At 64.9% G+C, this 20,597-nt stretch carries 18 protein-coding genes; 11 read left to right on the top strand and 7 right to left on the bottom strand.

Annotated features, from left to right (window positions below; translation table 11 throughout):
• On the top strand, nt 1–196 hold a 196-nt coding region (locus ACFDR6_RS36285; RefSeq protein WP_375861375.1), incomplete at its 5' end, for a hypothetical protein.
• 328 nt (nt 197–524) lie between these two features.
• On the opposite strand, the gene ACFDR6_RS36280 is transcribed toward ACFDR6_RS36285, so the two are convergent.
• The 6 genes from ACFDR6_RS36280 to ACFDR6_RS36255 form a co-directional block, all read right to left on the bottom strand.
• Nucleotides 525–677: a hypothetical protein gene (locus ACFDR6_RS36280; protein ID WP_249153617.1), complete on the bottom strand. Its 153-nt coding sequence runs from the start codon at nt 675–677 to the stop codon at nt 525–527.
• A 494-nt stretch (nt 678–1,171) separates the two neighbouring features.
• Complete coding sequence (locus ACFDR6_RS36275; protein WP_375861373.1) at nt 1,172–1,438, bottom strand: hypothetical protein; 267 nt, start codon at nt 1,436–1,438, stop codon at nt 1,172–1,174.
• 16 nt (nt 1,439–1,454) lie between these two features.
• The gene (locus tag ACFDR6_RS36270) at nt 1,455–1,649 is read right to left on the bottom strand and encodes a hypothetical protein (RefSeq protein ID WP_375861371.1); all 195 of its coding nucleotides are present in this window, start codon (nt 1,647–1,649) and stop codon (nt 1,455–1,457) included.
• Nucleotides 1,650–2,021: 372 nt separating this feature from the next.
• Entirely contained in the window at nt 2,022–2,828 is an 807-nt protein-coding gene (locus ACFDR6_RS36265; protein ID WP_375861370.1) for a transglutaminase-like domain-containing protein, read from the bottom strand.
• Between the two features lie 272 nt (nt 2,829–3,100).
• On the bottom strand, nt 3,101–3,526 hold the full coding sequence (locus tag ACFDR6_RS36260; protein WP_212091632.1) for a universal stress protein: 426 nt from the start codon (nt 3,524–3,526) through the stop codon (nt 3,101–3,103).
• A 50-nt stretch (nt 3,527–3,576) separates the two neighbouring features.
• Nucleotides 3,577–4,113 carry a SixA phosphatase family protein gene (locus tag ACFDR6_RS36255; protein WP_212091634.1) on the bottom strand — a complete coding sequence of 179 codons (537 nt, stop codon included), beginning with the start codon at nt 4,111–4,113 and terminating at the stop codon, nt 3,577–3,579.
• Nucleotides 4,114–4,266: 153 nt separating this feature from the next.
• On the opposite strand from ACFDR6_RS36255, the gene ACFDR6_RS36250 reads away from it, so the two are divergent.
• The 9 genes from ACFDR6_RS36250 (at nt 4,267) to ACFDR6_RS36210 (ending at nt 17,933) form a co-directional block, all read left to right on the top strand.
• Complete coding sequence (locus ACFDR6_RS36250; protein WP_375861368.1) at nt 4,267–5,736, top strand: NAD(P)/FAD-dependent oxidoreductase; 1,470 nt, start codon at nt 4,267–4,269, stop codon at nt 5,734–5,736.
• 86 nt (nt 5,737–5,822) lie between these two features.
• Entirely contained in the window at nt 5,823–6,335 is a 513-nt protein-coding gene (gene msrB / locus ACFDR6_RS36245; protein ID WP_375861367.1) for a peptide-methionine (R)-S-oxide reductase MsrB, read from the top strand.
• 280 nt (nt 6,336–6,615) lie between these two features.
• The gene (locus tag ACFDR6_RS36240) at nt 6,616–8,868 is read left to right on the top strand and encodes a flagellar hook-basal body complex protein (RefSeq protein ID WP_212091640.1); all 2,253 of its coding nucleotides are present in this window, start codon (nt 6,616–6,618) and stop codon (nt 8,866–8,868) included.
• A 35-nt stretch (nt 8,869–8,903) separates the two neighbouring features.
• Nucleotides 8,904–10,787: a flagellar hook-associated protein FlgK gene (flgK, locus tag ACFDR6_RS36235; RefSeq protein ID WP_375861366.1), complete on the top strand. Its 1,884-nt coding sequence runs from the start codon at nt 8,904–8,906 to the stop codon at nt 10,785–10,787.
• Between the two features lie 21 nt (nt 10,788–10,808).
• Nucleotides 10,809–12,692 carry a flagellar protein gene (locus ACFDR6_RS36230; RefSeq protein WP_375861365.1) on the top strand — a complete coding sequence of 628 codons (1,884 nt, stop codon included), beginning with the start codon at nt 10,809–10,811 and terminating at the stop codon, nt 12,690–12,692.
• A 71-nt stretch (nt 12,693–12,763) separates the two neighbouring features.
• A complete protein-coding gene (locus ACFDR6_RS36225) occupies nt 12,764–13,549 on the top strand; it encodes a hypothetical protein (protein WP_317243345.1) in 786 nt (261 codons plus the stop codon).
• A gap of 10 nt (nt 13,550–13,559) precedes the next feature.
• The gene (locus ACFDR6_RS36220; RefSeq protein WP_375861364.1) at nt 13,560–15,182 is read left to right on the top strand and encodes a hypothetical protein; all 1,623 of its coding nucleotides are present in this window, start codon (nt 13,560–13,562) and stop codon (nt 15,180–15,182) included.
• A 1-nt stretch (nt 15,183) separates the two neighbouring features.
• Nucleotides 15,184–16,437, top strand: coding sequence for an ATP-grasp domain-containing protein (locus ACFDR6_RS36215; protein ID WP_375861362.1), 1,254 nt, complete (start codon nt 15,184–15,186; stop codon nt 16,435–16,437).
• Nucleotides 16,434–17,933 carry a pyridoxal phosphate-dependent decarboxylase family protein gene (locus ACFDR6_RS36210; RefSeq protein WP_375861361.1) on the top strand — a complete coding sequence of 500 codons (1,500 nt, stop codon included), beginning with the start codon at nt 16,434–16,436 and terminating at the stop codon, nt 17,931–17,933. The genes ACFDR6_RS36215 and ACFDR6_RS36210 overlap by 4 nt, the downstream gene beginning before the upstream one ends.
• Nucleotides 17,934–18,008: 75 nt before the next feature.
• Here the strand turns inward: ACFDR6_RS36210 and flbT are convergent, their stop codons facing one another.
• A complete protein-coding gene (gene flbT / locus ACFDR6_RS36205; RefSeq protein WP_212091660.1) occupies nt 18,009–18,449 on the bottom strand; it encodes a flagellar biosynthesis repressor FlbT in 441 nt (146 codons plus the stop codon).
• 320 nt (nt 18,450–18,769) lie between these two features.
• Between flbT and ACFDR6_RS36200 the strand changes: the two genes are divergently transcribed.
• On the top strand, nt 18,770–20,597 hold a 1,828-nt coding region (locus tag ACFDR6_RS36200), incomplete at its 3' end, for a DUF1522 domain-containing protein (protein ID WP_375861360.1).

Below are 20,597 nucleotides of genomic sequence, written 5' to 3'. Positions count from 1 at the left end.
GTGCGCGACGCTCTCGCTCACGGTTGCCCGCCCTGCGAAGCTCTTCGCGCCGATGCAATCAGCGTCCACCGCCGCCCGGCCCGCGTTCGTGACGATCGCGATACGCCCCTCTTCCTTGGGCCAGGTTGCCGCGACACATACGCCCTTTCCGAATTTCGGTAAAGTAGAATGTTTTTCGCGGCGTGCGTTGACCTAGGGCTTGCGTGTTTTGCCCGTCGGGCAACGCAAGGGATTGTACTTTTTGCCGAGTGGAAGGAGCGCAATCCGGGGCGACGAGAAGCGTTCAGCTCATCGCAAAGGCGGTCATGTTCAAAGCCGCTCTTTCAGCGACGCGCTAGGAGGCACTCAGCTTCACTCTTGATTGCGGGATGCAGTCCCGGCGAAAGGCTTTACACAAGCAAACGCCGCCCGCTTGAAATACCGCGCAGGCGGCGCCTGATCAACTCGGGAGGGTGAGAGTAAAATCCCGATACCTGTTGGTCTCCACGCGGAGGCCGTAAGTTCAGCCTGTTGGAGATGAAGCCCTAAAGCGGCGCAAACAGTCCCGGTGAGGTCAGCCACTTGTTGACCTCTCCGGCCACATCGATCTGCCGGGCTTTGCTCAAAAGCTCCGTGCGGCGGATGCCAGCGGGCATCCCTTCGGCCTGCTGACGAAGGTTGAGTGCCTCTTGCGCCATGCGGTATTCGAATGTCGATGATGGTTCTGGGGATCGTCGAGCCGGCATTTTGATGCTCCGCTTCGAGGTTGAGCGGGAGCGCAACTCGCGTCCACACCACCGATAAATGCTAAGGGCCGCTCGGCGGTAACGAGACAATGCGCCCTTATCTCCCGAATAGCGAGGGCTTTGTTCCGTTCGCGCAGGAACTATCGGAAAACAGCCCAGGGCTCGCCGCTGGCTGGATTACTTGTCATCGCTAGAAGGGCGGTTTGAACGATCAACGCGAACAGTTCTGAATTCCATAGGCCCATCAAGCAGGCGCTGCTTTCTCTTCGATTGGTCGTTGGAACTCGCGGAACTGTCGGCCCTGTCATCCAGTACCGCACCGGCCAGATGAAGAGCACGCTTTCGTTGGCGGACCACTCGGCCACCTTTCGCAGTTTCTTTCGTCATTCATCCGGCCTTCTGAATTGGAGTGCGACGTTCGGCACACGTCCGAGGTCGGTGAAACCTCAGCAGCCGCGGCATATATTCTTCAGCTTCGCGGCGGTTCGGGCTTCTTCCGCAAGAAACGGGTCCTTGTAGCCTGACGATGGGTCGACGCCCGGTTTCGGCGGATTTGCTTGCTTCGGGGGAAATGCCGCATCGTAACAGGAGAGGCGCGCGCCGGTGCTTTCGATCGCACGGCAGTTCGGCTCCGCGGCGAAAGCTGCCGGCGTGAAGGTGCCCAGTGCCGATACCAGCAGAAACGTCGCGGTCCTTGTTCGGGCCGTCTTCATGTTCAGCACTCCATCGCTACTTGGCTCTACCCGCCCAAGTCGCAGGCTCGCCGGTCCAGGCCGGAAGAGCATCCCATTCCGACCAGCGCATCCTGCGCTCCTCATCTCCGACCCTCACGAAGACAAAGGGAGCATCGTCGCGGCCCGTCTTCGAACCGACGAAAACCGCTGGAACGCCGTAGGCATCCCTGATGATTGCCGTGTTTGCCATTCCCGCCTCCTGTTTCTGCTCACGCCTTGGCTTGAGTTTTGGTTTTGAGTCGTGGCTTTGGCTCAGGGGGGCCGCGCCTGCCAGTTGGCGCAGGGCAATTGAACGGACCTGCCGCTAAAGAACGGCTGAGATCGCGATCACCAGCACCAGGAAGACAGGCACCAATATCGGTGGAACGAGCCACTCACGAATGTCGAATTTGACCAGATCGGACATATGACCGCCTTCTTTCGTTTGAGGCGGGAGCGCGATGCTCTCAGTCACCGATAACAGCCAGGAAGCGCGCGGTGATGCCAACCCTGTAACACCCATCTTGTCAATTAGCGAGGTCAATCTCGTCCGGCTTGCGCGAAACTGACCACGACGAGCGGCTCACACGAGTTCATCGGTCCACACCTTGAAGCTGATGAGCTCGCCTGGTCCGAAAATATGAACAATCGGAACGTCCGCCGCATCGCGGCCTTGGGCGATCAGGACACGGCCGATGCGCGGAGTGTTGTTGCGTGCATCGAAGGTGTACCAGCGACCGCCAAGGTAGGCATCGAACCAACCTGCAAAGTCGCCGGCGGCGTGGGGCGGCGGAATGCCGATATCGCCGAGATAGCCGGTGCAGTAGCGCGCTGGAATGTTCATGCAGCGGCAGAACGCGATGGCGAGATGCGCATAGTCGCGGCAAACGCCCTTTCGCTCGTTGAAGACCTCCCATGCCGTCATGGTCGCCCGCGCGTGCTCGTATCCGAACGCGATGTGATGGTGAACAAAATCGCAGATCGCCTGGACGCGAGGCCAGCCGGGCGCCGTCTTCTCGAACAACTTCCAAGCAATGTCGGAAAGCCGATCCGTCTCGCAATACCGGCTGCCGAGCAGATAGAGCAGGGTGTCCGATGGAAGATCCTCGACCGCGTGTTGCGCGGCTGAAGGCACGATTACATCGGGCAAGCCGCTGTCGCGTACCGTTCCGTCGGCAGTAAGGCGCATGCGGCCGCGGGGCGCAACCAGCCGGCTGCACCAGTTCCCGAAGCTGTCGCGGTAGGGCGTGATCGGAACGGAAGGCGAGGTGACGAGGTGATCCGGCACGACAACATCGGATGCCCGCGTGAAATGCGTTCCGACCATCGCGATCAATGGCGTGACTTGCGGGAAGTCGTAGACCATTTCGAAGCCGACCCGGATCTGCATGCTTAGGCCTCGGCTCCAACTGCGCTGACTTGAATTGGCCGCCGGTCGAGTCGTGTTGGCTCGAACTCAGGTCGGCATCGCTGCGACAGTCCGGTCTGCGTTGTCGCTGAAGAGCAAATGGCTACGTAACTGGCCGAATGCAATGACCAGTGCCGCTATGCCTGCCTGTTTTGCCAAGCCAATTGTAACTGTTTGCACATTGTGGCCTGGACGCGCAAAGCGACGGCCGGGATGGGCGATAGGAGTGGTCTCGGGTATCGCCTCCGCCTTCCTCAATGCCTCACCACCAGCACGGAACACTTCGCGTAGCGCACGACGTGGCCGGCGTTGGAGCCGAGGAAATAGGTGCGCATCGCCGGCCGGTGTGAGGTCATCACGATCAGATCGGCCTTCATGTGCACCGCTTCCTCCAGAATTTCGTGATAGATGCCGCCCTGGCGCACCACGCTGGAGATCCGCGCCTGCTCGATGCCGGATTCGCGCGCGACGATGGCGAGCGCCTCTTCCGACGTCTGGCGCTGCTGCTCGTCGAAATCGGCCGGCACGTATTCGGCCAGCATCACCGGCGTCATCGGCAGCACGTTGAGCAGGCGCACCTGGCCGTTCCAGGTCTGCGACAGGGTTGCCGCGGTCGCGATCGCCGGCTTGGCCAGATCGGTGTCGGCGAGGTCGATGGGCACGAGGATGGACTTGAACATCTGCGCCTCCAAATCTTCCAGTCAGCACGTCTTGTCGGCACGTCGCGCGGTCACCCCGATCGAAGCAGCCTGGGACTGGTGAACAGCACCAGCTTGCCGCGGCGGTAGGCGACGTCACCCCAATCCTTGACGTCAAAGTCCAAGATCGCAAGCCCTGCAGTGGGAAGATTGTCGGCGAGCGCCCTGGCGCCATCAGGATCGCCGCCACCCATCAGCATCAGCGCGGCTTCGTGCATGCCGGGGTTATGCGCGACCAGGAGCAATTGCTTGGGGTCGGCAGGCGCCGTTGCGGTGCGAATTGATTCCAGGATCTGCGCGGGATCGGCGCCGTAGAGTTCCGGCAAAATCTCGACCTGCGGCGTCGGGACGCGGTCCTTCATCGCCTCCCATGCGATGTCCCAGGTCTGCCGGGCCCGGACCGCGTGCGACACCAGCACGGTGTCGGGGAAGGGCGGATGGGTGGCCATCCAGTCGCCGATCCGGGCGGCGTCCTTGTGGCCGCGATCGTCGAGCCGGCGGTCCTGGTCACGGCCGCTCGGCGCGTCGGTCTCGGTCTTGGCGTGACGCAGCAGCATCAAACGGCGCATGGCATTCCCGAATCGTTATCCGTCCAGAATAATCTACAGGCGCCGGTCGAGGACAAGGTGACAGGCGCCCATTTGGTACCAGGTTGTTATTTCCGCATGATCTCATCGGAAAACCGCTGCGCAGTTTTCCGGATCATGCTCTAAGAAAACGACATGAGCGAGACTTTCACAAGCGTGTCCCAGGAAGAAGCCGGCTTTCGCGACCGCACGCGGCTGTCATTCGACCTCGACGCCGACATCTGCGTCATCGGTGCGGGCCTTGCCGGGCTCACCATCGCGCTGGAGGCGGCCCGGCTCGGGGCCAGTGTCGCAGTGCTCGAGGGCCGCCATATCGGCTGGAACGCCTCCGGCAACCAGCTCGGCACCGTGATGCCGGGCTTTGCGCTGCCGCTCACCGATCTGATCGAGCGCGTCGGCATCGAGGACGCGCGCGAATTGTGGAGGTTGTCGAAGGAGGGCGCCGAATTCGTGCGGGCCAACGCCACGGAAGAGAGCATGCCGGGAATCGGCCCTGATGACGGCGTGCTGGAGGTCTCCAACGTCGATGCAGGCGACCGGCTGATCAGCCGGTTGCAGATGCTGAACGAGGATTTCGACACCGAGGTCGAGGGTTGGCAGGTCGATCGCGTTCGCGACGTGCTCAAGACCGATCGCTACTTCCACGGCGTGTACTATCCGAAGGCGTTCCAGGTCGACGGCCGCAAATATGTGCATGGCCTGGCGGCGCTGGCACGGCGGGCAGGCGCCCGCATCTTCGAGGACACGCCCGTCGTCAGCATCGATCATTCCGGCATCCGCAAACGCATCGTCACGCCCTCGGCGCGGCTGCGCGCAACCCATATCGTGCTCGCGGGGAACATTCACCTCGGCGCGCCCTTGCGGCGCCTGTCGGACACGTTGCTGCCGGTCTGGCGCTATGCCGGAATCACGGCGCCGCTTGGTGAGCGCGTGCACGAGCTGATCGCCTTCAAGGGATCGGTGATGGATTCCGACGGCGTCGACCATTTCCGCATCGTCGATGGCGACCGCCTGATGTGGGAGAGTCCGGAGACCACCTGGGCTGCGCGGCCGCAGCGCTTTGCAGGCGCCGTCAGGCGCCGGATCCGCTCGATCTTCCCGGCGCTCGGCGATGTCGAGATCACCGAGATGTTCGGCGGCGCCACCGGCCAGACCGTGCACGGCATGCCGCAGATCGGCCAGTTGCGCAAAGGCCTGTGGGTGGCGAGCGGGTTCGGCCGCCAGGGCATGAACACCTCGGCCATGGCCGGGCAGATGATCGCGCGCAGCATCCTGCGGGGCGACGAGCGCTGGAAGCTGTTCTCGCCGTTCGAACTGGTCTGGGCGGGCGGTGCCACCGGGCGCGTCGCAGGCCAGTTGGTCGGAATCTGGAGCAGGGCGAGCTCCGCCGCCGCAGGCTCGCTCGCCCGTTACCGCGAACGGGCCAGGGTCAAGGACGGGGAGCGCGAGGCCCGCCTCGCCGAAGCCAACCGGGCCGCCGGCACCGGTCCGCGCCGCCCGCCGCCCGGCATCCGGCCACGGCCGGCCCCGCCGCCGAAACCCGTGGCCCAAGAGGGAGAACAGGCTGTGGAACCGGCCTCGCAGGAGGCCGGCGTCGCGCGATAGGCACGAGAAAAATTCCGCCCGGACGTGTAACCTCGGCCGTCGGAAGCCCGTATCTCAGGGGTGGACGCTCCCACACGGAGAATGAGATGTTTGACCGCCGCATCCTGTTGACGACGACCGCCGGCCTGTTCGGCCTTGCGGCCTTCCGCTGGCTGAGAGGAACACCGGCCGAGGCTGGTGAGAAAGCCGCTGCAAAATTCGAGATCACGAAGACGGACGCCGAATGGCGCGCCCAGCTCACGCCGCAGCAATATGAGATCCTGCGCAAGCACGGCACCGAGCGGCCCGGCTCGAGCCCGCTGCTGAAAGAGCACCGCAAGGGCATCTTCGCCTGCGCCGGCTGCGACCTGCCGCTGTTTGCCTCCGAGACCAAATTCGAGAGCGGCACCGGCTGGCCGAGCTTCTATGCGCCGATCGAAGGCAATGTCGGCAAGACCGAGGACCGGGCCTACGGCATGGTTCGCACCGAGGTACATTGCCGTCGCTGCGGCGGCCATCTTGGCCACGTCTTCGACGACGGTCCGAAGCCGACCGGATTGCGCTATTGCATCGACGGTTTCGGGCTGGTTTTCCACCCGGCATCGGCGTCGGCGACCTAGGTTAGGCTTTCGTCATTCCGGGGCGCCCGAAGGGTGAACCCGGAATCTCGAGATGCTCAGGTGCGCACCAGAATTCGGTCCTGCGGGCCGCTCCGGAATGACCTCACGTCCCGGCAATTGTTGCCGGTCCCGGCAATTGTGCCCCGGTCACCGGGCCGGGGCTTTTTCATTAAGTCATTGATTTCTTAGAGATACCCGCATTGGCATAGGCCTTGCGACGGTCTCCCCCGACTGCGGCCCTGGTCGACCGGCCGCCGAGATCGGATTTGGAGACAAAGTTATGGGTATCTTCGATGCAATGAACACCTCGGTGGGTGGCCTGCAGGCGCAGTCCTACGCGCTGCAGAACATTTCCGGCAACATCGCGAACTCATCCACCACCGGTTACAAGGGCATCGGCACCAGCTTCGTCGATCTCATTCCCGACTCCTCGGTGCCGAGCAAGCAGGTCGCGGGCGGCGTGACGGCCAATGCGAAGGCCACCATCACCACGCAGGGCACGATCTCCGGCTCCACCGTCGCCACCAACATGGCGATCACCGGCGACGGCTTCTTCTCGATCCAGAAGGCGAGCGGCGTCGTCGACAACGTGCCTGTTTTCACCGGGGTCACCTATTACACGAGGCGCGGCGACTTCCAGCTCAATGCCAACGGCAATCTGGTCAACGGCGCCGGCTATTACTTGATGGGCGTCACGGTCGACCCGAAGACCGGCAACCCGACCGGCAGCGTGGCAAACGTGCTGCAATTCCAGAACAACTTCATTCCGGCGCAGGCGACCACCTCGATCGAGTACGCCGCGAACCTTCCGACCCAGCCGAACACGGTGGCGAAAACGACCGCGGCGGCCGGCACGCTGCTGGCGGCCGGCGGGCTGAACCCGTCCGACTTCGCCGCCAACCCGCTGCCGGTCGGCACACCTCCCGCGCCCTATGCCAACGCCACGGTCTCGGGCGCAGCCGCCACCGGCAACATCCGTTCGGCCTACTCGTCGACGACGGCCACGGGCACGGTCGCACTCCAGAACAATTCGTCTGCGGTGGCCTCGACCACCACATCGCTCGACAACACGGTCGGCACGCATCTGGCCTCCAGCATTCTCACTGCGCTCAGCGGCCAGACCCTGACCATCAACGGCAACACGATCACCTTCAATGCCGGCACGACGGTCTCGACCGTCGGCAACAACACCACGATCGGTCTCGGCGCGGGCACGACGGCCACCGTGGCGGACATCCTGAACGGGATCCAGACCGCCGGCGGCGCCGGCGTCACGGCCTCGCTCTCCGCCAGCGGCAACATCGTGATCTCCAGCGGCACCGGCACCGACGTCGCCGTCGGCAGCGGCACGGCGGCCACCGCGCTCGGCATCAGCAGCGTGACCCGCGGCGGCAACGTGCTGTCATCGCCCGCGATCTCGGGCGCGACAGTGCTGAGCGGCAGCGCGACGGCCGGCGGCGCCCAGGTGCTCTCGTCCAGCTTCGTCGCCGGCGACACCATCACGGTCGATGGTCAGACGCTGACCTTCATGGCCGCCGGTGCGGTGGGCAACAACCAGATCAACGTCACCGACAACATCACGACGCTGCTCGGCAAGATCGACGCCTTGGCCGGCGCATCGGGATCGTCGGTCAGCAGCGGCGGCGTCATCACGCTCAACACCGGCACCGTCTCCAACCTGTCGGTGTCCAGCTCGAACAGCGCCGCCTTCGCCGCGCTCGGCTTCACCTCGACCATCACCAGGAACCGCGACGGCGGCGGCACCGCCGGCACGGGCGGCGTGATCGGCAACGACATCGCGACCTTCACCAAGGAATCGATCAGCGGCGGCGCCGTGACGGCCTACAACGCCGCTGGCACGCCGGTGAACCTGCAATTGCGCTGGGCCAAGACCGACAGCGCCTCGCTGGGCGCGGGTCATTCGGACAGCTGGAACCTGTTCTACCAGACCGACCCGAACGCGACCGGCACGACCGTCGGCTGGGTCAATACCGGCCAGACTTTCACCTTTGCCAACGACGGCTCGCTGACCTCGCCAAGCGGCTCGGGCATCACCATCAACAATGTCAGCGTCAGTGGTCAGTCGCTCGGCTCGGTCGCCTTCAACATCTCCTCGGGCGGACTGACGCAATATGCCAGCACCAGCGGCGCGGTGACCATCAACACCATCACCCAGAACGGCTACGCCGCCGGCCAGCTTCGCTCGGTCGCCGTCAACAACAACGGCATCGTGGTCGGAACCTTCTCGAACGGCCAGAACCTCAACCTCGCGCAGGTGCAGCTGTCGCACTTCAACGGCACCAACTATCTGAAGGCGATGGACGGCGGCGCCTATGCCGCGACCGAGCAGTCGGGCGACGCCATCGACGGCGCTTCGGGCACCATCAGCGGCTCGTCGCTGGAAGGATCCAACACCGACATCGCCGACGAATTCACCAAGCTGATCGTGACCCAGCAGGCCTATTCGGCCAACACCAAGGTGATCACGACCGCGAATTCGATGGTGCAGGATCTCTTGAACGTGTTGCGCTGATCGGCGCGTAACGTAACCAAAGGCGGGTCAGTGATATGGGTTTGAGTTCAGCCCTCGCCAGTGCGATGAGCGGCCTGCGTGCCAACCAGGCCGCGCTCTCGATCGTCTCCTCGAACGTCGCAAACTCGCAGACGCCGGGTTACGTCGTCCAGAGGGCGAACCAGATCGAGGTCACCACCGGCGAGTTCGGCGCGACTGCGATGACGACCGGCGTCAGCCGGGAGCTCGACACCTACGTGCTGAACCAGCTGCGCACCGAGACCGGCGGCAGCGGTTACGCCGACCAGATGGCCAACATCCTGAAGCAGCTTCAGAGTGTCTATGGCACGCCCGGCAATTCCGGTACGCTCGAAACCGCGCTGAACAATTTCACGAGCGCGCTCCAGGCGCTGTCGACCAGTTCGGGGGCGTCGTCGGCGCAGACCGTCGCGCTCGGCGCCGCGCAGGCGCTGGCGCAGCAGCTCAACGTCACCACCAAGGGCATCCAGTCGCTGCGCTCCAACGTCGAGCAGGATCTCGGCAATTCGGCGCAGGCCGCCAATGTGGCGATGAAGCAGATCGCCGACATCAACACCAAGCTCCAGGGCCTGTCGGCCAACGATCCCTCGGCCGCCACGCTGATGGACCAGCGCGACCAGGCCATCAACACGCTGTCGAACTATGTCGACGTCCGCGTCACCACCGACGGTTCGAACCAGGCCAACATCTACACCACCACCGGCATCCAGCTGGTCGGCGCCGGGCTCGCCTCGGAATTCTCCTTTGCCTCCGCCGGCGCGCTGTCGGCGACCTCGCTCTACAACATCGACCCGGCCAAATCCGGCGTCGGTGCGTTCAACATCAAGCTGCCGAACGGCTCGCAGATCGACGTCGTCGCCAACAACGTGGTGTCGTCCGGCCAGATCGCGGCCGACCTGAAGCTGCGCGACGAGGTGCTGGTGCAGGCGCAGAACCAGATCGACCAGCTCGCCGCCACGATGGCGAGCGCGCTGTCCGACAAGACCACGGCCGGCAACACGGTGTCCGGTCCGCCGGCCGGGTTCGATCTCGACCTCGCCGGTGCCATGCCGGGCAATAGTGTCAACATCACCTACACGGACACCGTGACCAACACCCAGCGTCAGATCACGCTGGTCAACGTGACCGATCCGGCGGCGCTGCCGCTTCAGAACGCGACGAATGCCAACCCGATGCGGGTCGGCATCAATTTCGCCGGCGGCATGGGCGCAATCGCCTCCGCGCTGAACACCGCGCTGTCAGGTTCGCATCTGTCTTTCTCCGCCGCTCCGTCGCCCGCGACAGCCACGACGCTGCGGGTGACCGACGACAATACCGGCCTCACCAAGCTCAATTCGGCCTCGACCAGCAAGACGATCTCGTCGCTGACCTCGGGCAATCCGCAACTGCCGCTGTTCACCGACGGCGGACAGGCGCTCTACACCGGCGCGATCACCGGCTCGGGCTCGCAGATGACCGGACTTGCCGGGCGCATCGCCGTGAACACGCAGCTGGTCAACGACCCGACCAGGATGTCGATCTACAGCACTTCGCCGGTGACGCCAGCGGGCGACACCACGCGGTCGGACTATCTCTATTCGCAGCTCACTTCGGCGGTGTTCTCCTATTCGCCGCAGAGCGGTCTCGGCTCGGCGAACCAGCCCTTCAGCGGCAGCGTCTCGAACTATCTCCAGCAATTCCTGAGCGTGCAGGCCAATGCGGCGACCCAGGCCACTCAGCTCCAGCAGGGCCAGAGCGTCGTGGTCTCGACGCTCCAGGCCAAGTTCAACTCGACCGCCAGCGTCAATCTCGACTCCGAGATGTCGAACCTGATCCAGCTCCAGAATGCCTATGCCGCCAACGCGCACGTGATGTCGGTGGTGCAGAGCATGATGAACACGTTGCTCCAGGCTCAAGGGTAACAAGTAACAGGGCTCTGAAACATGTCGATCAGCAGCATCAACTACTCTTCGTCGGTTCTCGGCTCGCAGATCCGCAACATCAATCAGCAGCTCACCGACCTGTCGACGCAGCTCTCGACCGGCAAGCTGTCGCAGAATTATGCCGGCATGGGCACCAACGAGGGCTTTGCGATCGCCGGGCGCGCGCAGCTCTCCAACATCGCCGCCTATACCGACACGATCACCAACGTCAATGTCAGCATCAACCTCGCCAACACCGCGCTGCAGTCGCTGACGAAGATCCGCAGCACGGTGCAGACGGGCTCCGCCAACACCGCGCAGGATCTCAACGTCAACGGCCAGACCATCGCGCAGAACACCGCCGCAGCCCAATTCGGCTCGATGGTCGGCGTGCTCAACACGCAGACCGGCAGCCGCTATCTGTTCTCGGGAACGGCCGTCAACACCCAGCCGGTTGCGGATGCCGGCGACATCATCAACGGCACGACCACCCAGGCGGGATTCAAGACGGTGATGGCGGAGCGCCAGGCCGCCGATCTCGGCGCGAACGGCATGGGCCGCCTGGTCCAGACGCAGCCGACACCGAGCTCGGTTCAGGTGTCGGAGGACGTCGCGGGCTCGCCGTTCGGCCTCAAGCTCAAGGCGGTCTCCTCGACGCTGACGGGCGCGACCATCACCGGCCCGAGCGGATCTCCGGTGTCGTTCTCGGTCGATCTCAACGGCGTCAATCCGAACAACGGCGACAAGCTCAGCGTCCAGTTCACGCTGCCGGACGGCACGACCGAGCAGATCGACCTGACGGCGTCGACGGCGACGCCGACGCCGCTCGGCAGCTTCGCGATCGATGCGAGTACCCCGGTCGACCCGAACAATACGGCCGCGAACCTCAACACGGCGCTGAACACCGCGATCACGAAGCTCGCCAACACCTCGCTGGTCGCGGCCTCCGCGGTCGTCGCCGGCGACAATTTCTTCAACACCGCCAGTTCTGCGATCGGCACGCCCGTCAACAACCAGGCGGCGCCGCCGGCGCCGATCAGCGGCGCGACGGCGCTGTCCGGCGCAAGCCCGTCGGACTCGATTTCGCCGGGCTTCGTCGCCGGCGACACCATCACCGTCAACGGCACCACGCTCACCTTCGTCAGTTCGGGCGCAACCGGCGACCAGCTCAACGTCACCGACAGCATCCAGACGCTGATGAGCAAGATCGACGCGATCACGGGCACGTCGAAGCCGTCGACAATCCATGGCGGCTCGATCACGATCAACACCGACGATCCGGCCAGCCTGAACATCACCAGCTCGAATACGGGAGCGCTGGGTTCGCTCGGTTTCGGCGCGACGCCCGTGACCGCCACCCAGCCGCCGCTGCGCGTGGGCTCCTCGCCCGCGAGCTCGGCGACCACCCTGGTCAACGGTTCGGCCACCACCGTGAAATGGTACCAGGGCAATGACGGGCCCGGCTCGGCGCGCTCGACCGCGATGGCGCGGGTCGACGATGCCGTGACGGTGAAGTATGGCGCCCAGGCGAATGAGGACGCGATCCGCCGGCAATTGCAGGCGACCGCCGTGTTCGGCACCTTCTCGACCTCGCCGACCGGCCAGTATTCGGGCGGGCAGGTCGCCGCGTTGAGCCTGCGGGTGACGCAGGCGCTGACCCAGCAGCCGGGTCAACAGCGCATTGAGGACATCCAGACCGATATCGCGATGGCCCAGAACACGATGAAGGATGCGAGCACGCGCCAGACTCAGGCCAAGGCGCAGCTTCAGACCATCATCGACCAGGCGGAATCGGCCTCGCCGGACCAGGTCGCGAGCGAGATCCTGGCGCTCCAGAACGCGCTGCAGGCCTCCTATCAGGTGACCTCGAACCTGGCGCAGCTCTCGCTCGTCAAGTTCCTGTAAGGCCGCGTTAAGACGCCGTTAACCATGCCTCTTTACCTCTTGGTGAGGATTGGAGCGGGGCGGAGCTGCCGATGTCGGACAAGATGCAATTGGTGGTGGCAACGCCGTGCTTCGGCGGGCAGGTGTCGAGCATCTATGCGAGCTCGATCTTCGCGCTGCAGCGTGCCGTGCACGGCATGGCCAATCTCGAGCTCAAGGTGCTCCTGCGCGACGGCGACGCGCTGATCACCCGCGCCCGGGCCAATCTCGCCGCGATGTTCCTGGACGATCCCAAGGCGACCCATTTCCTGTTCATCGACGCCGATATCGGCTTCAAGCCGGAGCAGGTGTTCCGGCTGATCGAATGCGGCGCGGACGTCGTCGCCGGCTGCTATCCGATCAAGCGGGTCAACTGGGACAAGGCGGCGCGGGCGATCCAGTCGGGCCGGGCCGACGTGCCGGCGGCTTCGCTGGACTACGTGCTCGAGATCGAGGATCCCGACCGTATCGTCGTGGTCAACGGCTTTACCCGCGTGCGCTATGCCGGCACGGGTTTCCTGATGATCCGGCGCCACGTGCTGGAGGCGATGTGCCGCCATCCGAATTATGCGAGCCTGCAATTCTTCCGCGAGCATTCGCACGATACGCTCGTCGCGAGCCAGAACCGGTTCGCGCTGTTCGAATGCATGATCGATCCGGCGACCGGCACGTACCTCTCCGAGGACTTCGCTTTCTGCAAGCGCTGGACCGATATCGGCGGCGAGATCTGGGCCGACATCCAGAGTTCGCTCGATCACGTCGGACCGTCGGTGTTCCACGGCGACATCGCCTCGCAATTCGCACCGGCGCCCGCGGCGGCGGCAGATGCCGCGGCGTGAGCCTGCCGGGATGAGTGCCGGCGCATCCCATCCGTCAGAACCGGAACGCGCATTTAACGGCGGCTCGCGCTACCACCTGCGCGATCTCTTCACACCGCTCGACACGCTGCTCGTCTCCGGCGGCGATCCTCGGCTGGCGCTCGACCCGAGGAATCGCGCCAACGCCTATGGCTGCGCGGCCTCGCCGGAGCCGGAGATCTGGAATTTCGCCTCCTCGACCGCGTCGACGATCTCGCAAGCGGCCTATGACCGCGCCGCGCTGGCGCGCGAAGAACTGATGCACAAATGCCTGTTCGACGAGGTCGAAATCGCATTCGATGCGCGCTGCGAGGAGATGCGAGAGGAGCTGCGCGGCCATCTCCAGCTTCCGCCGCGCGTCGATGTCGTGTTCTCGCCCTCCGGCACGGACTCCCAGATCCACGCCCTGTTCCTGGCGGGCGCGGCGCTCGGAGCGCGGCCGGTGACGATCGTGGTCGGGGCCGACCAGACCGGAAGCGGGACCACCCATACCGCCCGCGGGCACCATTTCAGCTCCATGACGGCGAGCGGAATTGCGGTTCGCAAGGACGGCGCGGTTGCGGGGCTCGCCGGATCCAGCATCGCGTTGCCGTTGCTCGGACCTGGGATCGCGATGCGCGCGGACGCCGATGCCGCGGTGCTGCATGCGATCGAGAGCACGATCGGGCAAGGTGTGCCCGTGCTGCTCCAGATCATGGATTCCTCGAAGCTCGGGTGGCGTGCACCGAGCGCGGCCTGCCTCGATGAGATCGCGCGGCGCTGGCCGCGCAAGGTCCAGATCGTCGTCGACGCCTGTCAGGCCCGGCTCGGCCGCCGCCGGCTGCGCTCCTATCTCGACCGCGGCTATATGGTGCTGATGTCAGGCTCGAAATTTTTCGGTGGGCCTGCCTTCAGCGGTGCGCTGCTGGTGCCCAAGGGCCTCTCGCGATCGCTCGACCGGGTCGAGGGAATAGCGCCCGGCATCTTCGACTATGCCGGCCGTTGCGATTGGCCGATGGCCTGGACGGCGCTGCGTTCGCGCTTCGAGCGCCGTCCGAACTTCGGCCAATGGCTGCGCTGGGAGGCAGCGCTTGCCGAGATCGGCAGCTACTACGCCGTGCCGGGCGCTTTCCGCGCCAAGGTGCTGGCCGAACTCGCCGCCGGCATCGACAGCATGATCGCGTTGTCGCCGTCGCTTCGCTCCGTTCCAGGCGCGGCCAGGACGGCGAACGTGGATGACGAGGAATTTGCGCAAACCACGATCTTTCCGTTCATGCTGTTGCGCGGCGGAAAACCGGTTCCGATCGCCGAGACCAGCGCGATTCATCGGGCGATGGCACGTGACATGAACGAGGAGATCAGCGGCAGCGCGGCGGACCGGCAGGTCGCCGCGCAGCGCTGCCTGATCGGCCAGCCGGTCCGTTTGGAGCGGCAGGATTGGGCATCGCAGGCCGTGCTGCGCCTTTGCGTCGGCGCCCGGCTCGTGACCGAGATCTGGTCGCCGGACGCGGCGGAGGCGGGGCGCAACGTGCAGCACGTGCTCGATCGCATCGCCCATGTCCTGGTAAAGATCGAGCTCTTGCTTGACCGTGGCGCAGCCGCGGCCGTGCCGGTAAACTCCGCGTTCGAGGTGTGAGATGCAGCATCCGGTTTCCGCGCCCATCGGCATGATTGCGGCGAACTATGCCGACCGCATCGGCTTTGCGGAGCTGACGCGCCGGGCCTTCGAAGGCGTCGACCTGCATCCGTTGCGCGACCAGCTCGTCGCGCGGATCGCGGCGGGGACCGCGCTCGCGGGCGAAGCGCTGGATCTGTCGTTGGTCAACCAGCTTCTCGGCGACAAGGATCAAGGGCTCGCGATCCAGTCGGAGGTGCTCGCCTTCCATCAATTGTTTCGCACGCCGAGCGCTGCTCCGAAACCGGGCCTGCGCGTGCTCGCGCTTGCAGCCGACATCGATATGGGCGGCAACACGCCGATCGATTTTCTGCTCGAAGGCTCCGACGTCGAGCTGTTGACGCTCTACGTTATCAAGGGCGTCGGTCTGCCGGAGAATTTGCCCGAGCACGACGTTGCCATCGTGGTCGCCTCCGATTCCGAGGAATGCCGCGAGGCGCTCGCCTTGATCGCGAAGGCCGCGCCGCACTGGCCGCGACCGCTGCTCAATCGTCCCGACCGCATCGGCAATCTCGATCGCGACAAGCTATATCGGCTGCTGGCCGGCGTGCCGGGCCTCGACATTCCCGCGACCATCCACGCGACGCGCGCGCAATTATCGGATCTTTCGCGAGAGCAGATCGTTTGCGTGGACATTGCGGATGAGCTGCGCTTTCCGATGATCGCGCGGCCGCGCGGCTCGCATGCCGGCGTCGGGCTCGCGAAGCTCGACGATGCGGCTGCGCTCGCAGCTTATCTTTCGGGGCGGGACGAACAGGATTTCTTCGTCGCGCGCTTCGTCGACTATGTGAACCCGGACGGGCTTTACCGCAAATATCGTCTCGCGATGGTCGACGGCAAGCCTTACGCCTGCCACATGGCGATCGCCGACCGCTGGGATATCTGGTATCTCAACGCCTACATGGCGTTCAGCGAGGAGAAGCGGGCCGAGGAAGCCGTCTTCATGCGCGAGTTCGACAACGCCTTCGCGGCACGCCACAGACGCGCGCTCGACGAAATGAGCAGGCGGGTCGGCCTCGATTATTTCATCGTCGATTGCGCCGAGAACCAGCAGGGCGAGCTTCTGGTCTTCGAAGCGGACAACACCGCCGTCGTGCACAACATGGATTCGCCGGACGTGTTTCCTTACAAGCCGCCGCAGATGCGCAGGATCTTCGCGGCGTTCTCGACGATGCTGTCGCGGCATGCAAGCGCAGGCGAGGGGCGCGCAACATGAACGAGATCATCCGCAACGCGCAAAGCGCCACTGCGCATGCCTCGCTCGACCCGCAGGACTGGAGCGCGTTTCGCGCGCTCGCCCATCGCATGCTGGACGAGACGATCGACGGCATCGCCAACGTTCGCTCGCGTCCCGTCTGGCAGCCGATCCCCGATGGCGTGCGTGCGGCATTGAAGGCCGACGTGCCGCGCGAGGCGAGCGACCTTGCCGAAGTCTATCGCGAGTTCGCCGAACACATCGCTCCCTATGCGACCGGCAACGTCCATCCCGGCTTCATGGGCTGGGTGCATGGCGGCGGCACCGCGGTCGGCATGCTCGCGGAAATGCTCGCAGCCGGCCTCAACGCCAATCTCGGCGGGCGGGATCACATGCCGATCGAGGTCGAGCGTCAGATCGTCGACTGGATGCGGCGCCTGTTCGCCTTTCCGGAGAGCGCGAGCGGCATCTTCGTCACGGGCACGTCGATGGCCAATCTGATGGCGGTGCTGGTGGCGCGCACGGCTGCGCTCGGCACGCTGGCGCGGCAGTACGGCATCGGCAATGACGGTGCGCTGCTCACGGCCTACACGTCGCAGGCCGCGCATGGCTGCGTCTCCAGGGCGATGGATATTGCCGGGCTCGGCACCGATGCGTTGCGCAAGATCGGCGTCGATGCCGATCATCGCATCGACGTCGCGGCGCTGCGCGCGCAGATCGCCGTTGATCGCGAAGTCGGCTTCAAGCCGTTCCTGGTCGTCGCGTCCGCCGGCACGGTCGACATCGGTGCGGTGGACGACCTCAAGGCGATCGCGGAGCTGTGTCGAGAGGAAGGCATCTGGTTTCACGTCGACGGCGCTTTCGGTGCGCTCGCGATTCTCTCGCCCGAGCTCGCGCCACAGCTCGGCGGCATCGAGCTTGCCGATTCCATTGCACTCGATTTCCACAAATGGGGACAGGTGCCCTACGATGCCGGCTTCCTGCTGGTGCGTGACGGCGAGCAGCATCGGCAGGCCTTTGCGCAGCCGGCGGCCTATCTGCGCCGCGAGGCGAGGGGGCTTGCGGCGGGGGCCGTCTGGCCCTGCGATCTCGGACCTGATCTGTCGCGCGGCTTCCGCGCGCTGAAGACGTGGTTCACGCTGAAGACGTTCGGCACCGACCGGCTGGGTGCGACGATTGCGCGGAGCTGCGCGCTGGCGAAGTATCTTGAAACGCGCGTGCTGGCCGAGCCGCGGCTGGAGTTGCTGGCGCCGGTCAACCTCAACATCGTCTGCTTCCGCTACCGCGCCGATGATGCGGCCAATCGCGAGATCGTCGCCGACATTCAGGAGTCCGGAATTGCAGCGCCCTCGAGCACGACGCTGGACGGCAAGTTTGCGATCCGTGCCGCGATCGTCAATCACCGCACCGAGGAGGCGGACATCGACGCGCTGGTCGCGGCGGTGCTGGACTTCGGCAGTCGGCGCTGCGGCGACGATGTGATCGAGATCGAGGCGCCGCCGCTCGCGGCGCAATAGCACTGGTGCATGCCGGAAACGACGACGGCCCCGGAGGCGATCCGGGGCCGTTGTGGTTTTCGGGAGGGAGCGCGGTCAGGCGGCGGAGCTCACGTCGTCCTTGTCCGCTTCGGCCTTCGGATGGGCGGCCTCGAATTGGCTCCGCAGCTTCTCTTCATAGGCGATCAGCTTGCGGGCATCCTTCAGTGCCCGGTAGAGGTCGCCGTTCAGGATGTTGTTGTTGATGGCTTCGATGATCGGCCAGGCGCTCGGCACCGCGGTGACGATGTCGCGCACCAGGTTGAAATAGGTGCCGTGCTGCGTCTGCGGATCCGGCGAGATGTACATGAGCTGCACCGCCAGATAGACGAGCTTGGCCGGCGTATCGGCGGTCTGGGGCGTGAGGATGTCGCGCTCGCGCAGGATCGGTACGTTGTCGCCGTCGATCAGGAGGCGGGCGCGCTGGTCCGTGTTGGTAATCACGCAGTTGCCGACGATGATACGTTCGTGCGGTCTGAGCTCGACCTTGAGGGCCATGCCTGTTCTCCATCAACGCTTTCGTAACCGAGCGTTCGTTGCGGCCTATTAGGGCGTGATTCTCGCTCGGAATTAGTTAACGAGCTCTAAATCCCGTGCGTTTGCGCGGAAAAACCCAGTGTTTCCAATGCTGTGGCGGTGTGGGGGCGCGGCGCCGCGCGCGGCGTCCACGGCCGAATCACACGCCACCCGGCAAAAGCACGGATTTCATTTCATGTTTCGTTAGAGGTCTCGGCGCCACGGTCCGCCGTCGCTGGGTCGATCTCGATCCAAGCAGACGTGTAACAGTAAGCGTCGTTTACCAGAAAGGTAACAGAGTCATGTCCGGTATCGTTCTCTCCGCATCGGTTCGCCAGAACCTGCTCTCCCTCCAGTCCACCGCTGACCTCCTCGCCACCACGCAGAACCGTCTGTCGACCGGCAAGAGCGTCAACTCGGCCCTGGACAATCCCACCAACTTCTTCACGGCCCAGTCGCTCGACAACCGCGCCAGCGACATCAACAATCTGCTCGACGGCATCGCCAACGGCGTGCAGGTGCTGCAGGCTGCCAACACCGGCATCACCTCGCTTCAGAAGCTGATCGACAGCGCCAAGTCGATCGCCAACCAGGCGCTGCAGACCACGGTCGGCTATTCCACCAAGTCCAACGTTTCCGCCACCATCTCCGGTGCAACGGCGGCTGACCTGCGTGGCACGACGAGCTTCGCCAGCGCGACGGCGAGCAGCAACGTGGTGTTCAGCGGCGCTGCCGGCGGCACGACGGCTGCGAGCGGCACCACGACGCTCGGCGCCACCATCGGCGCCTTCGCGGGCACCGCGGCAACGGCCGGCGACGGCACCACGGCCCTGACCGGCACCATCACGCTGATCGCCACCAACGGCACGACCGCAACCGGCCTCGCCAGCAACGCTCAGCCCGCCGACGGCGACACGCTGACCGTGAACGGCAAGACCATCACCTTCCGCAGCGGTTCCGCTCCGGCCTCGAGCGGCGTTCCGTCCGGCTCGGGCGTCAGCGGCAACCTCGTCACCGACGGCAGCGGCAACACCACCATCTATCTCGGCACGGCCGGCACCCCGACTGCGAACGTCAACGACCTGTTGACCGCGGTCGATCTCGCCAGCGGCGTCAAGACGGTCTCCATCAGTGCCGGTGCTGCGACGATTGCGACGAGCAACAACCAGACCGCTTCGAGCGTTGGCGGCGGTGCCGTCACACTGAGAAGCTCGACGGGTGCGGATCTCAGCGTCACCGGCAAGGCCGACCTGCTCAAGTCTCTCGGCCTGAGCGCATCGGTCGGTGGCGGCAACGCCACGGTGACCGTCAACCGGACCACGACCGCAGCCTCGCTCGGTGCGACGATCACCGACGGTTCGACGCTGAACGTCAACGGTCACGTCATCACCTTCAAGAACGCGCCGATCCCGGGCTCGACCGGTGCTCCGAGCGTTCCGACAGGATTTGGCGCCAACGGCAACGTCCTCACCGACGGCGCCGGCAACTCGACGGTCTATCTGCAGGGCGGCACGGTCAACGACGTCTTGAAGGCGATCGATCTGGCCACCGGCGTGCAGACCGCGACGGTCAACGCCAACGGCACCGCGACGCTTGCGACTGCCTCCGGCCAGACCAACTCGTCGATCAACGCCTCGGGTCAGCTCAAGCTCTCGACCGGCGTTAACGCCGACCTGTCGATCACCGGCACCGGCAACGCGCTGAACGCGCTTGGCCTCGCCGGCAACACCGGGACTGCGACCGCGTTCACCGCGGCCCGCACCTCCGGCGTCGGCGGTATCAGCGGCAAGACCTTGACCTTCTCCTCCTTCAACGGCGGCACGGCGGTCAACGTCACCTTCGGCGACGGCACCAACGGCACGGTCAAGACGCTCGATCAGCTCAACACCAAGCTGCAGGCCAACAACCTGTCTGCGACGATCGACGCCAACGGCCTGCTGACGATCTCGACCACCAACGACTATGCGTCCTCGACCATCGGATCGAGCGCCGCAGGTGGTGCGATCGGCGGCACGCTGACCTCGTCGCTGACCTTCTCGACGGCTTCCACTCCCGTCCAGGATACGGTTGCACAGACCTCGCGTGCGAACCTGGTCTCTCAGTACAACAACATCCTGAACCAGATCGACA

This window comes from Bradyrhizobium tunisiense (assembly GCF_042263385.1).
GTDB classification, from domain to species: domain Bacteria; phylum Pseudomonadota; class Alphaproteobacteria; order Rhizobiales; family Xanthobacteraceae; genus Bradyrhizobium; species Bradyrhizobium tunisiense.
The sequence above is the reverse complement of the archived record's forward strand: the minus strand, read 5'-3'. Positions and strand labels throughout refer to the sequence as shown.

Excerpts from the sequence above, each read along its gene's own strand:
- ACFDR6_RS36280 (WP_249153617.1), bottom strand. The coding sequence starts at position 677 with ATGGCGCAAGAGGCACTCAACCTTCGTCAGCAGGCCGAAGGGATGCCC.
- ACFDR6_RS36275 (WP_375861373.1), bottom strand. The coding sequence starts at position 1,438 with ATGAAGACGGCCCGAACAAGGACCGCGACGTTTCTGCTGGTATCGGCA.
- ACFDR6_RS36270 (WP_375861371.1), bottom strand. The coding sequence starts at position 1,649 with ATGGCAAACACGGCAATCATCAGGGATGCCTACGGCGTTCCAGCGGTT.
- ACFDR6_RS36265 (WP_375861370.1), bottom strand. The coding sequence starts at position 2,828 with ATGCAGATCCGGGTCGGCTTCGAAATGGTCTACGACTTCCCGCAAGTC.
- ACFDR6_RS36260 (WP_212091632.1), bottom strand. The coding sequence starts at position 3,526 with ATGTTCAAGTCCATCCTCGTGCCCATCGACCTCGCCGACACCGATCTG.
- ACFDR6_RS36255 (WP_212091634.1), bottom strand. The coding sequence starts at position 4,113 with ATGCGCCGTTTGATGCTGCTGCGTCACGCCAAGACCGAGACCGACGCG.
- ACFDR6_RS36250 (WP_375861368.1), top strand. The coding sequence starts at position 4,267 with ATGAGCGAGACTTTCACAAGCGTGTCCCAGGAAGAAGCCGGCTTTCGC.
- msrB (WP_375861367.1), top strand. The coding sequence starts at position 5,823 with ATGTTTGACCGCCGCATCCTGTTGACGACGACCGCCGGCCTGTTCGGC.
- ACFDR6_RS36240 (WP_212091640.1), top strand. The coding sequence starts at position 6,616 with ATGGGTATCTTCGATGCAATGAACACCTCGGTGGGTGGCCTGCAGGCG.
- flgK (WP_375861366.1), top strand. The coding sequence starts at position 8,904 with ATGGGTTTGAGTTCAGCCCTCGCCAGTGCGATGAGCGGCCTGCGTGCC.
- ACFDR6_RS36230 (WP_375861365.1), top strand. The coding sequence starts at position 10,809 with ATGTCGATCAGCAGCATCAACTACTCTTCGTCGGTTCTCGGCTCGCAG.
- ACFDR6_RS36225 (WP_317243345.1), top strand. The coding sequence starts at position 12,764 with ATGTCGGACAAGATGCAATTGGTGGTGGCAACGCCGTGCTTCGGCGGG.
- ACFDR6_RS36220 (WP_375861364.1), top strand. The coding sequence starts at position 13,560 with ATGAGTGCCGGCGCATCCCATCCGTCAGAACCGGAACGCGCATTTAAC.
- ACFDR6_RS36215 (WP_375861362.1), top strand. The coding sequence starts at position 15,184 with ATGCAGCATCCGGTTTCCGCGCCCATCGGCATGATTGCGGCGAACTAT.
- ACFDR6_RS36210 (WP_375861361.1), top strand. The coding sequence starts at position 16,434 with ATGAACGAGATCATCCGCAACGCGCAAAGCGCCACTGCGCATGCCTCG.
- flbT (WP_212091660.1), bottom strand. The coding sequence starts at position 18,449 with ATGGCCCTCAAGGTCGAGCTCAGACCGCACGAACGTATCATCGTCGGC.